General features: G+C 72.1%; 8 protein-coding genes and 1 pseudogene. 3 read left to right on the top strand and 6 right to left on the bottom strand.

From position 1 onward, the window contains the following. Positions 1 to 627: 627 nt before the first annotated feature. From ACQEVS_RS23320 to ACQEVS_RS23340, 5 genes are all read right to left on the bottom strand, one after another. Positions 628 to 1,500 (bottom strand): NAD(P)-dependent oxidoreductase, encoded by an 873-nt coding sequence (locus tag ACQEVS_RS23320; RefSeq protein ID WP_433023344.1) that lies wholly within the window; start codon positions 1,498 to 1,500, stop codon positions 628 to 630. Positions 1,501 to 1,701: 201 nt separating this feature from the next. Continuing rightward, positions 1,702 to 4,227 (bottom strand): ABC transporter permease, encoded by a 2,526-nt coding sequence (locus tag ACQEVS_RS23325; RefSeq protein ID WP_433023346.1) that lies wholly within the window; start codon positions 4,225 to 4,227, stop codon positions 1,702 to 1,704. A gap of 78 nt (positions 4,228 to 4,305) precedes the next feature. Beyond that, a complete protein-coding gene (locus tag ACQEVS_RS23330) occupies positions 4,306 to 5,037 on the bottom strand; it encodes an ABC transporter ATP-binding protein (protein ID WP_433023348.1) in 732 nt (243 codons plus the stop codon). Positions 5,038 to 5,548: 511 nt separating this feature from the next. Beyond that, positions 5,549 to 6,403 (bottom strand): carbohydrate ABC transporter permease, encoded by an 855-nt coding sequence (locus ACQEVS_RS23335; protein WP_433023350.1) that lies wholly within the window; start codon positions 6,401 to 6,403, stop codon positions 5,549 to 5,551. Between the two features lie 148 nt (positions 6,404 to 6,551). After that, the gene (locus tag ACQEVS_RS23340; protein ID WP_433023352.1) at positions 6,552 to 6,980 is read right to left on the bottom strand and encodes a CBS domain-containing protein; all 429 of its coding nucleotides are present in this window, start codon (positions 6,978 to 6,980) and stop codon (positions 6,552 to 6,554) included. A 299-nt stretch (positions 6,981 to 7,279) separates the two neighbouring features. Between ACQEVS_RS23340 and ACQEVS_RS23345 the strand changes: the two are divergent. The 3 genes and pseudogenes from ACQEVS_RS23345 (at position 7,280) to ACQEVS_RS23355 (ending at position 10,790) form a co-directional block, all read left to right on the top strand. Beyond that, positions 7,280 to 8,064: pseudogene (locus ACQEVS_RS23345) on the top strand (VOC family protein). Positions 8,065 to 8,818: 754 nt separating this feature from the next. Then, positions 8,819 to 9,643: a helix-turn-helix domain-containing protein gene (locus tag ACQEVS_RS23350; protein ID WP_433023354.1), complete on the top strand. Its 825-nt coding sequence runs from the start codon at positions 8,819 to 8,821 to the stop codon at positions 9,641 to 9,643. A gap of 73 nt (positions 9,644 to 9,716) precedes the next feature. After that, on the top strand, positions 9,717 to 10,790 hold the full coding sequence (locus ACQEVS_RS23355) for a type III polyketide synthase (RefSeq protein WP_433023356.1): 1,074 nt from the start codon (positions 9,717 to 9,719) through the stop codon (positions 10,788 to 10,790). A gap of 5 nt (positions 10,791 to 10,795) precedes the next feature. Here ACQEVS_RS23355 and ACQEVS_RS23360 read toward each other — a convergent pair whose 3' ends face one another. Beyond that, positions 10,796 to 11,662, bottom strand: coding sequence for an XRE family transcriptional regulator (locus ACQEVS_RS23360; RefSeq protein ID WP_433023358.1), 867 nt, complete (start codon positions 11,660 to 11,662; stop codon positions 10,796 to 10,798). Positions 11,663 to 11,953 lie beyond the last annotated feature (291 nt).

Below are 11,953 nucleotides of genomic sequence, written 5' to 3' on the forward strand. Positions count from 1 at the left end.
GGCTCTCGCCCCGGAGGTCACCCGAGACGAGAGCCGACACCGCCCTCAACGGACGGCATCCTGACCGTCAGTCCTCAGCTTCTCGGAGGACTGGCGGTCAGGGAGGCGGCGCTCACCGCGTCGTCGCGGTACAACCAAAAAGAGGCTCTCGCCCCTGGGCGGCCACCCGGGACGAGAGCCGACACCGCCCTCAACGGACGGCATCCTGACCGTCAGTCCTCAGTATTCCGGAGGACTGGCGGTCACCGTTCGTTGAGCCACCTCCAGAACTCCCGGATCACTGCCGCGATCCGCTCGTGCAGAGGCCTTTTGCGGTGACGCCCCACGGCGCCCCCCTTCATCGGTTGCGGTCAGAGGACCGGTGACCGCTCCGGAGGGGGCCCGGGTTCGGACTCCCCGCCCGTGGAAGCCCGTGAAGGACCTCCCGGACGAGGACCCCGACGTGCGTGGGTCCCTCGTGAAGGGGGGCGCGTATGCGACGCTGGTCCGTACGCTATCGCAACGCGCTTGCACCCAAAGGCCGTTGAGAGGCCGTTGAGGGGGAGCGTGAAAGCGGCGTGCGGCGCCCGGAGTTCACCGGGCGCCGCACGCCGCTTCTTCGCAACCCCCTTACGCCGGGGAGCCGTTCTACTTCCGCGTCATCATCAGCTCGACGATGCTCGTGAGGTCGTCCGCCCCGTACCCCTCCGCCGTCCGCCGCACCATCAGGTCCTGGAGCGCCGTGAAGAAGACCGGGCGCACCCCCTGCTCCTCGGCGGCGGTGATGAGGTTGTCGAAACCGGCCGTCTGCATCCCGAGGTTCGAGACCACGTGCTGGGAGTGGTCGCCCGTCTCGATCTGCTCGGCGAAGCGCGGGATGCTCGTCGCCATGGCCTCCAGCCAGGAACTGAGCAGCGGGGCGAACTCCGTCGCCGGGACCCCGGCCGAGGACGTCATCGCCAGGGCGTGCATCACGCCCATGAACTGGCCGTACATGCCGCTCAGCAGCGACACGTCGTACAGCGCCCCCAGCCCGGGGTCGGTGCCGACGAAGCGGGCCGCGCCGAGCAGTTCCAGCACCGGCAGGTACGCGTCGAACGCCTCGCGGGCGCCGCTGTAGACGATGAACGCGTGCTCGGTGCCGATGCCCGGCGGGACGGCCATGATGCCGCCGTCGATGTAGGTGATGCCGTGCTCGTCCGCCCATGCCGCCATCCGGCGGGCCTGGTCGGGCGTGCCGTTGGTGAGGTTGACGAGCGTCCGGCCCTTGAGGGCGGCGGCCGCCGGCTCCAGCGTCTCCTTCACCGACGCGTAGTCCCAGATGCAGGCGATCACCAGCTCGCTCGCGCTCGCCGCCGCCACGACGTCGTCGGCGCGGACGGCGCCGAGGGCGACGAGCGGCTCGGCCTTCTCGGGGGTCCGGTTCCAGACGGTGGTCGGGTGGCCGTTGGTGAGGAAGGCGGTGGCCAGCGCCTTGCCCATGGCGCCGAGGCCGAGGACGGTGACGGGGGTGTTGCTCATGATGGGGCTGCTCCTGAAGAGGCGGGGGATTGAATGTGTTCTCGGCTGCGCGCGCCCCTTCAGCCTCGTCCAGGCGGCGGTCCCGCTCAAGTACGCACAATATGGTGGGTACTTACCTGGAGGTGGGGGCCCGCCCGCGGACGGGCCCCCACCCGAGAAGGCCCCGGTCGCCGACGGACCCCCGGTTCGCCGTGTGCCCCCTCACTGCGCCCCGATCGCCTCCAGCATGTCCAGCCGCGCCGCCCGCCGCGCCGGCCACGCCGCGGCCAGGATCCCGACCGCCAGCGCCAGCAGCAGGAACACCCCGATCCGCTCCCACGGCACGACCATCCGGTACTGCGGGAACGAGGTCTTCAGCAGATGCCCGCCGGACCAGGCGAGGAAGAGTCCCAGCCCCACGCCGAGCACCGCGCCGAACATCGCGATCATCACGGACTCCAGGCGCACCATCTGCCGGACGCCCGAGCGGGCCAGCCCGATCGCCCGGAGCATCCCGATCTCCCGGGTGCGCTCGAAGACCGACATGGCGAGGGTGTTGACCACGCCGATCACCGCGATCACCACGGCCACGCCCAGCAGCCCGTACATCAGGTACAGCACGTCGTCGATGTCGCCGGCGGCCGAGCGGCGCAGCTCGTCGCGGCTTTCGACCTTGACGGCCGGGTTGCCGCCCAGGGCCTCCCTGATCCGCGCGCGCAGCCCGTCGGCCTTCCCGGGCGCGGCCTTGACCAGCACCTCCTGGTCGCGCACCCGGTCCAGGTGCGGGTCGACGAAGGAGGGCGCGGCGAGGACGTCGCTCAGCACGTCGTTCTTGGTGTGGACGGCGACGACGCGGGCGGTGGCGCGCTTCCCGTCGTAGAACGTCATGGGCAGCGACGAGCCGACCGTGAGGTGCCGTTTGCGGGCGTAATCCTCGCTGACGGCCACGCGCGTGCCGCGCACGTCGGACAGGGAGCCCTTGAGGACCGTCAGATCGGTGACCTTCCCGACCGCCGCCACGTCCGTGCCCCGGATGCCCGCCGGGTCGCCCGCGGACTCGAAGCCGGTGACGCGGAGCGGGACCGCCGCGTCGACGCCCGGCAGCTTCGCCAGGGTCCGCGCGGTGGCGGGGGCCAGGCCCCGGCCGCCCGCGGTGTCCACCTTGTAGTCGGCCGTCAGGTCCTGGTCGCCCATGCGGTCGATGCCGCGGTCGGCGGAGACCGCCGTGACGGTCAGGCCGGTGATCAGCGTCAGGCCGATCATCAGCGCCGAGGCGGTGGCGGCCGTGCGCCGCGGGTTGCGCAGCGCGTTCCGCCGGGCCAGCCGGCCGCTCACGCCGGAGACGCGCTCCGCGAGCCGCCCGAAGAGGTGGACGACCGGCCGGGACAGCAGCGGGGCCAGCACGATGACGCCGGTGAGGGTGAGCGCCGATCCGGCCATGGGGAGGGTGAGGTCGCGGGCGTTGTCGAGGGTGCTGACGTACAGCATGATCGCGACGCCCGCGCCGGTGAGGACGGCGCCGATGGTGTTGCGTACGACGAGGCTCCGGGTGCCGGCCGGCGCGTCCACGGCGGCGAGCGCCTCCACCGGCGCGATGCGCGCCGCCTTGCGGGACGGCAGCCAGGCGGACAGGACGGTCACCAGGAAGCCGACGCCGAGGGCGGACAGCGCCGACGTGGGCGTGACGACCAGCGGCCCGTCCGGGAGTTGCGCGCCGTTGGCGCCGAGCAGCGACCGCATGCCGACGGCGACCCCGAGGCCCAGGAGGAACCCGGCCGCCGACGCGATCAGACCGAGCAGCCCGGCCTCGATCAGGACCGAGCGCACGACCTGGCGGCGCGACGCGCCCACCGCCCGCAGCAGGGCGATCTCGCGGGTGCGCTGCGCGATCAGCATGGTGAAGGTGTTGGCGACGATGAAGATGCCCACGAAGAGCGAGACCGCGGCGAAGACCAGGAACGTCTTGCGGATCGTGCCGGTCTGCTCGTCGATGGCCTTGGACTGCTCGGCCGCCAGCTCGGTGCCGCTCCTGGCCTGCGCGCCGTCGGGCAGGACGGTACGGACGCGGGCGGTCAGCGCGTTCCGGTCGGCGTGGGGGGCGGCGGTGACGACGAGTTCGTCGAACCGGCCCTTGGTGCCGAGGAGTTTCTGCGCGGTGGCCGTGTCGAACAGGGCCAGGCTGCCGCCGGCGCCGACCCGGGGGTCGTCCGTCTTCACGGTGCCGACGAGCTTCTTGGTCATCACCGGCCCGTCGACGGCCAGCCGCACCGTGCCGCCGATCCGCGCGCCGGTCTTCCCCGCCGTCCTGGTGTCGAGCGCGACCTCCCCGGCGGCGGCCGGGCCGCGGCCCTCGACGAGCGGGTAGCGGCGGTCCCTGCCGTCCGCGCCGGGTACGTAGTTGGCGCCGGTGCTGCCCCATTCGCTGCCCGCGGACTCGTTGTGGCGGTCGGCGACGATGACGGTGCCGGTGACGGAGGGGCGGACGGAGACGACGCCGGGGAGCGCGCGGATCCGGTCGGCCGTACGGGCGTCGAGCCCGGTGGCGTCGCCCGGGCCGCCGCCCGTCGAGGTCACCGAGACGGCGACGTCGTCGAGGCTGCGGGACGTCCGGTCGCGGTACGCCTTGTTCACGGAATCGCTGAAGACGAGCGTGCCGGAGACGAAGGCGGTGCCGAGGAGGACCGCGAGGGCGGTCATCAGGAGGCGGGTCCGGTGCGCCAAGAGGTTGCGCAGAGCGGTACGGAACACGTGGAGTCCTGAATTCTGGTGGTCTGGTCGGGGGCGGCGGGTCGTCGGCTGCCCGCGGGAGGGGCGGGCGCCGGGCGGTCAGCTCGTACGGCCGTGCGCCTCGAACGCCTTCATCCGGTCCAGCACCGCCGACGCGGTCGGGCGCGGCATCTCGTCCACGATCCGTCCGTCCGCGAGGAACAGCACCCGGTCCGCGTACGAGGCCGCCACCGGGTCGTGGGTGACCATGACCACCGTCTGGTCCAGGGCGCGCACCGACTCCCCGAGGAAGCCGAGGAGTTCGGCGCCGGCGCGGGAATCCAGGTTGCCGGTGGGCTCGTCGGCGAAGACGATCTCTGGGCGGGAGGTGAGCGCGCGGGCGACGGCGACGCGCTGCTGCTGCCCGCCGGAGAGCTGGTTGGGCCGGTGGGCGAGCCGTTCCGACAGCCCCAGGGCGTTGACGATCTCCCGGAGCCACTCGGGGTCGGGCCGCCGGCCCGCGATGTCCATCGGCAGGGTGATGTTCTCCTGCGCGGTCAGGGTGGGCAGCAGGTTGAACGCCTGGAAGACGAAGCCCACTTTGTCCCTGCGCAGCCGGGTGAGCTGCCGGTCGCCGAGCTCGGACAGCTCGGCGTCGCCGATCCGGACGGAACCGGAGGAGACGGTGTCCAGGCCGGCCATGCAGTGCATCAGCGTCGACTTGCCCGAACCCGACGGGCCCATAATCGCGGTGAACTCCCCCCGGCGGAAGGCGACGTCGACCGCGTCCAGGGCGGTCACCCGCGTCTCCCCGGCGCCGTACACCTTGCTCAGGCCGGTGGCGCGGGCCACTACGGCGCCGGTGCGGGGGGTGGTCGGGACGGCCGTGGGGACAAGGGGGCTCCTCGGGGACGGACGGGGTTGCCGGTGCCGCGGGGACCGGTGTGGGGGACCGGGCCGGGCGGCAATCGGAAGGGACCCGTCCAGTCTCGGCGCCGGGAGGCCGCCGGGCGTCAGCCGCGAGACCGGAAAGCGGCGTCGCACTTTCGGGAGGGGCGGGGGCGGCGTGTAGTCCTTGAGAGGGACGGCGGTCGTTCTGGGGGCGCACGAGGGTTCCGGGGGGCGTGAGAGCTTCGGGGGCTGCATGAGGGCATGGGACGCATGGGGGGCGGGGAGCGGCGGGGCTCGGGGGCGTGTGCCCTGGCTGGCTCCGGATGGGCGGACGGCCCCTCGCTCGGCCGGACGGCCCCTCGCTCGGCCGGTCGGCCCCCTCGCTCCGGCCGGTCGGCCCCCTCGCTCCGGCCGGCCGGTCAGCCCGTCCCCGTCCGCCCCCGCCCGTCCCGGCCCGTCCCCGTCCGTACGGTCAGCCCTTCACCGCCCCGCCCAGGGCGAACCCGCCGCCGAGCCGCCGGGCGACCAGGGCGTACAGCAGGACGACGGGCGTCGAGTAGAGGATCGAGAACGCGGCGAGTTGCCCATAGGCCACCTGCCCGTGGTTGCCGAAGAAGGTGAAGACGGTGACGGACGCGGGCAGTCGGTCCGGCGACAGCAGGAGCAGGAACGGAACGAAGAAGTTGCCCCACATCAGCGCGAAGCAGTAGACGGCCACGACCGCCGTGCCCGGCCCCATGAGCGGCAGGACGATCCGCACCAGCGCCGTGAACCGGCCCGCGCCGTCCGTCCAGGCCGCCTCCTCCAGCGACGTCGGGACGTCGTCCATGAAGTTCTTCATCAGCCAGACGGCGAACGGCAGTTGGGCGGCGGCCAGGAAGAGGATCGTGCCCGACATGGTGTCGATGAGGTTGATCCGGACGAACAGCCCGTAGACCGGCACCATGACCGCGGTGATCGGGAGGCAGGTCATGAACAGGATCGTCAGCAGGTACGAGTGCCCGAAGCGGGAGCGGAAGCGGGACAGCGGGTACGCGGCGAGCGCCGCGCAGGCCACGGTGAGTGCGGTGGCGGCGCCGCACAGCAGGAGGCTGTTGAGCATCGGGGTGAAGGTGATCTCGTCGGTCAGCACGGCCGAGAAGTTGTCCGCCGAGGGCGCGTCCGGGGCCCGTACGCTCAGACTCGCCCCGGGGTCGACGGACGCCAGGGCCAGCCACAGCAGCGGCACGGCGAAGGCGGCGGCGACGGCGAGCAGCGCGGCGTCGGCGGCCAGACGGCGCCGGGCGCGGCGGGTGAGCGACGGGCGCAGGGCGGGGAGCGGACGCATGGACGACCTCCGGGCGCGCGTGCTCGGAGGATAGCGGGCGGGCGACGGGGCGGACAGGGCGCGCGGAGTGCGTGCGCCCGGCGCGGGGAGCGGGCCCGGTCGCTCCGGGCCCGCTCCGCATCGACTCGTCGTCCCCCTCCGGGTCGGCTCAGGTCTGCGGCGGGGTCGCGTAGACACGCGACGCGAACGCGTGGACCTGGTCCTCGGGGAGGTTGCGGGCGACGTCCGCCTCGCTGATCATGCCGACCAGCTTCTTGTTCTCGATCACCGGGAGCCGGCGGACGTGGTGGCTGCCCATCTCCCGCACCACCTCCTCGACGCTGGCGTTGGCGTCGACCCAGCGCGGTGTGCCCTGCACCAGGTCGGCGGCGGTGCACCGGGACGCGTCATGGCCCTCGGCCACGCACTTCACCACGATGTCCCGGTCGGTGATGATGCCGCACAGGCGCTCGTTCTCGTCGCTGACGGGGAGCGCGCCGACGTGCAGGTCGCGCATCCGCCGGGCGGCGTTGAGCAGCGTCTCCGTCTTGGGGATCCACTGCGCGCCCTCGTGCATGATGTCCTTGGCGGTGGTCATGGTGATACCTCCTGACTGCGCCTTTGTGATCTCCCCCTCGCGCGTGCCCCGTCCGCGTGCGGTGACGTGTGGCGCCGTGACGCGCGCCGCGGGGCATGCGGGGCCGTCCGGCCCCCGTCCGTCCCCTTTTCCCCTCTTCCCATGCTCGCGCGGTCGCGGTGGTGCCGCACGTGGGGCGGCCCGTGCCGTACCGGGCGGCGGTCCCCGGCCGGTGCGAGACTGGGAACGGGGCAGAAGACGGGAAACGCGCCGCGCGAGTGGTACCGCGAGGGGTACGAGGAGAGACGGGGTTCACGGCCATGCTCACCACCGATTTCGTCACCGGTTCGCCCAGCTGGCTCGACCTGGGGAGCCCGGACACCGGACAGGCCGCCGATTTCTACGGGACGGTCTTCGGCTGGGAGTTCCAGTCGGCCGGGCCGGACGCGGGCGGTTACGGCTTCTTCCGCCGCGACGGCGCCACCGTGGCGGCCGTCGGCCCGCTCACCGAGGAGGGCGCCTCCTCCGCCTGGACCGTCTATTTCCGGACGCCGGACGCCGACGCCACCGCCAAGTCCGTCGAGCAGGGCGGGGGCACGGTCCGGGTCCGGCCCTTCGACGTGATGGACGCCGGCCGGATGGCCTGCTTCACCGACCCCGGCGGCGCGGAGTTCGCCGTCTGGCAGCCCGGCCGCGTCGGCGGCCTGGACCGCGCCTCGGCCGAGAACGCGCTGTGCTGGACCGAGCTGCACGTGGCCGACCCGACCGCGGCGTACGCGTTCTACCGCGGCGTCTTCGGCTGGCGGGTCGCGGACATGGAGGTCCCCGGGATGGTCTACAAGGTGCTCTCCACGGCGGAGGGCGACCAGCAGGCCGCCTCGTTCGGCGGTGTGGCCCCCTCCAGGAGGGCGACGAGCCGCGCTGGATCCCCTACTTCGCCGTCGTCGACCCGGACGCGGTGGTCGCGGCGGCGGAGCGCGGCGGCGGCTCGGCCCTGATGCCGGCCGCGGACGTGGCCGGAGTCGGCCGCATCGCCTGGCTCGCCGACCCCGCCGGGGCCCCCTTCGCCGTCATCCGCCCGGACCAGCCGGCGGCGGCCGCCTGACGGGCGCTCCCCGCCCGTTCTTCTCGTACGGCTCTCGATGCGATGCGGCGTAACGGCCGCAGACGGGCGGGTGCCATCACCGGGCTCTGCCCGGACTTCCGGGTTTCCCGGGCATTCCGCGTCTTTCCGGCTCTGCGACGACTACGGGCCCGCGGCGGTGGGGCGCTACGGGCTGGGTCCGTACTCGTACCGGGTGGGCGGGCGTCATCTGGGCGCCCGGCTCCCGTAGTGGGCGTTCACAAACCTGGCAAGGCTTGTTTTTGCCCAGTTTTTGCGTGAAGATCAGCGGCATCCCCGCTTGATCGGCGGCGTCCCCGCGGGTGGCGTCTTCCCGTGTGGGCCGGCGCTTGAGCGGGCCCCGGTGTGCGGCGGGGAATCCGGCGGATCCCGTCCGTCGGACCGCAACCCCTCACTTGTTGCGGGGCGTCTTTTCAGCCGTTGAGCACAGGGCTAACTTCGCGGAGAGCGGCGGCAGCCCCGAAGGGAGAACGTAAACCCGAACGCGGTAACTGACGCCGTATCAACTCCGCCCACTGCCGCCATTTCCCGTCGAAGGACGATCGCATGTTCCCCTCCCGTAACTGATGCATCACTCGCCGTGGACGGCGAATCGGGTTCGGTCACCCCCGTAGGTCGAACCCGAGTCTGATGATGCAGGAGAGATGCGATCATTACAGCGGTCAACTTTTCCTCCGAAAAACTCTCGGACTAAAGCGTCTTCCCTCACGCAGGGAGCCGTGGTAATGGGGGGCAGATGGACAAGGGAGCGCTTCAATGGCTGTTGCGCGAACGACGGGCGCTCATCGCCCCGGAAGAATACGGTTTGAGTAGGCCCTCCAGGCAGGGACGGCGCGCTCCCGGGCTCACGCAATCGCAGATCGATCAACTGTTGCACCGCACTCACGGAACGTACAACAGGCTGGAGACGGGTAACTACCTCAATCCTCCCGAGGACTTATTGCGGGATGTCGCCCGACTTCTGGCGTTCAACGAACACGAGTGGTCGTTGCTTTGGCTCTACACGCTTCACCGGGACCCGCCGACGCCGCTTCATCCGCGGTCCGGCACCGAAGTCCGCGGGGCGTGGCAGGACGTCATCGACGGCATCTCCCATATCGCGTACATCACCGACCAGTCATGGCGGGTGGTCACGTACAACAAGGCGTTCGCCGAGATTTTCCCGAGCGGCCGGGTGCCCACCAACACCATGCGGTGGATGCTCCTGGCACCGGAGGCACGCGAGGTCCTGATGGGCTGGGACGAGCACTGGCTCCCCATGGTGCTGCCGCAGTTGCGCGCCGCCATGGCGGCCCTGCCGCACGACGAGACGCTCGCGGGGATCGAGAAGGACGTCTTGGCGGACCCGGTCGCGGGCCCGCTGTACAAGGGCGGCGGCGGGTCGTACATCCACCCGGACGGTGACGAACGGCCGCTGCTGCACGCCCGGCTCGGACCGGGCTGGGTGTCCCTGTGCACGGCCGAGCCGCTGTCGTCACCCAGGGCCCGCCTGATGGTCATGATCTTCCGGCCAGGCGAGGAACGCCGGCACACCGGACCGGCCATCCTCCGCGCCACATGAGCCCGGACTTACCCGGCCGGGCGGCCGCCGTGCGGAGGCCGCCGCCGGGCGCAGCCCCCCGCACCGACCCCCCGTGGAGGATCCCTTGCCCGCCTACGTCGCGTGGCCCGCCATAGCGCTGCCCGAACACGTCGTCACCACCGACGAGATCTGTGACGACATCCAGTCCCACCACGGCGGCCTCCCGCGCCTGGCCGCCACCCTGCGCATCGTCAGGGCCGCCGGGGTCTCCACCCGCAGGTTCGCCCGCCCCCTCCACTCGCCGACCGTCTCCGGGAACGCCCCCGTCCTGGAACGCAACCAGGCGGCGTTCGACGACGCCTGCCGGCTCGCCGAGGAGGCCGCCCGCGGTGCCCTCGCGCACGCCGGGCTCGCGCCCTCGGACATCGACTGCCTGGTCACCAGCCACAGCACTTCGTGGGCGGTTCCCGGTCTCGACGTCCACCTGGTCCAGGCGCTCGGTCTGCGACCGGACGTCCGGCGCGTCCCGATGGCGTCCCTCGCCTGCTCGGGCGGCGCCCAGGGGCTGGTCCGCGCGGCCGACCTGATGGCCGCACGGCCGGGCAGCCGGTGCCTGGTGGCCGTCGCCGAGACCTTCAGCGCCATCTACCACCAGCAGGACACCTCGGTGGAAGCCATGATCTACAAAGGGCTGTTCGGTGACGGCGCCGGTGCCTGCGTGGTCACGGACGAGCCCCTGTCGCCGGGCCTGCGGATCGACTCCACCTGGGAGTATTTGCTCCCGCACAGCCGAGACCGCTACTGGGCCCACCTGGACGGCAGCGGCTTCCACTTCAACTCCAGCCGCAAGGCCATCGAGGCGGCGGGCGAGGCGATGCCCGCGCTCCGGAAATGGCTGGTGACCGCGGCCGAGGGGGACCGGCCCTTCCTGCCGGAGTGGATCGTCGCCCATCCCGGCGGGCCGCGCATCCTGGACAGCGTGGCCGAGGAACTGACGCTGGAACGGGAGCGGTTGCGGCACTCGTGGGACAGCCTGGCGGCCAACGGCAACCTGGGCGGCGTCGCCGTCCTGGACGTCCTCGCGCGGACCCACGCGGATCCGCCGCCGGCCGACACCCCGGGGCTGCTGCTCGCCTTCGGCCCGGGCTTCGTGGCCGCCGGCGGCGTCGGCGCCTGGCACGCGTGACCCCGTCACGGCGCGGGGACGCACGGCGGGTAGTAGCCGGCGGGGTCGTGGGTGCGCGGATCCGATTCGGGGTACTCCGGGGCGGTCCTCTCGTCCGTGCGGAACATCATCTGGAACTGCCGTAGCCCTGGGAACCCGGAGAGTTCGCTGACGCACATGGTGATGGTGCCGGGGCCGTGCTCCGGGTGGCGCCATGGCCGCATCGCCCCGTCCGGATGCGCGTGTCCGGACGGGACGCTCCGGTACCACCTGCTCAACAGCGGATCGGCCAGGCAGCGGTCCGTCAGCCACTGGAGGACGGGGTCACCCTTGTGCCGGACCTGCGCCAGCCGGAGCTGCGGGACGGCCACCGGACCCCAGCGGTTCTCCCAGTCGAGCAGCGTGGTGCGGGCGCTCTCGTCGAAAAGCATCCAGTGCATGGTGTTGTGCGGGACCCGGCGGCCGGGGAACAACCCGGCGAAACCGCGGCTGTAGGCGTGAACGTTCCAGAGACTGTCGCTGATGTAGGTGACGCCGGGGGACTCGGTGATCACCTCTCGCCAGTGGCGTGGCGTGGTGGTCCGCGAACTGTCCGCGAGAGGGAACGGCGGCTGCTCGCCCCGGGCGTATCCGTAGAGAACGACCCATTCCTGTTCGGTGAGTCCGAGAGTGTGGGCCACATCGCGCAAATACTCGGGCGCCGGATTGTCCAGGACGCCGCGCTCCAGTTTGCCGTAGGTGCCGGGGGCGCGCAGGAGTAAGTGGTCCATGTGTGCCTGCGTCAGCCCCGGGGACTTTCTGCCCCGGGGATCCATCCGTACCAGCCCCAGCCCTTCGGGACTGACGGCCGCCCGGCGTTCGGTGAGCATCTGGCGCAGCACCTCCGCGTCCAATGAACAACTCCCTTCCTACACCGGGGACCTCCGTTTTTCGAGGTGCGATCCGCACCTGTAAAGGCCGGTCGCGCCCTGATGATAGAGCCGGAGAAGTCCGTGCTCCGTCGCGGGTCGCGGAAATGGCAACAAGCGGGCACGCAAGTCCCGTCCTCGGCCGTGGGTGCCGGTTGTGTCGCCCCTGCGGTCGCGTCGCGGCTCGGCCGGATGACGGTGTGTCCGGCTTCGGTCGGCCCGCGTTCGGTCGGCCCGCGTTCGTGGAGTTCCCCGCAGCGGACGGCCGGGCCGGCC

Source organism: Streptomyces sp. CA-181903 (genome assembly GCF_050937075.1).
Lineage (GTDB): Bacteria > Actinomycetota > Actinomycetes > Streptomycetales > Streptomycetaceae > Streptomyces.

Coding starts and splice junctions, on each gene's coding strand:
- ACQEVS_RS23320 (WP_433023344.1), bottom strand. CDS start 1,500: ATGAGCAACACCCCCGTCACCGTCCTCGGCCTCGGCGCCATGGGCAAG.
- ACQEVS_RS23335 (WP_433023350.1), bottom strand. CDS start 6,403: ATGCGTCCGCTCCCCGCCCTGCGCCCGTCGCTCACCCGCCGCGCCCGG.
- ACQEVS_RS23340 (WP_433023352.1), bottom strand. CDS start 6,980: ATGACCACCGCCAAGGACATCATGCACGAGGGCGCGCAGTGGATCCCC.
- ACQEVS_RS23350 (WP_433023354.1), top strand. CDS start 8,819: ATGGACAAGGGAGCGCTTCAATGGCTGTTGCGCGAACGACGGGCGCTC.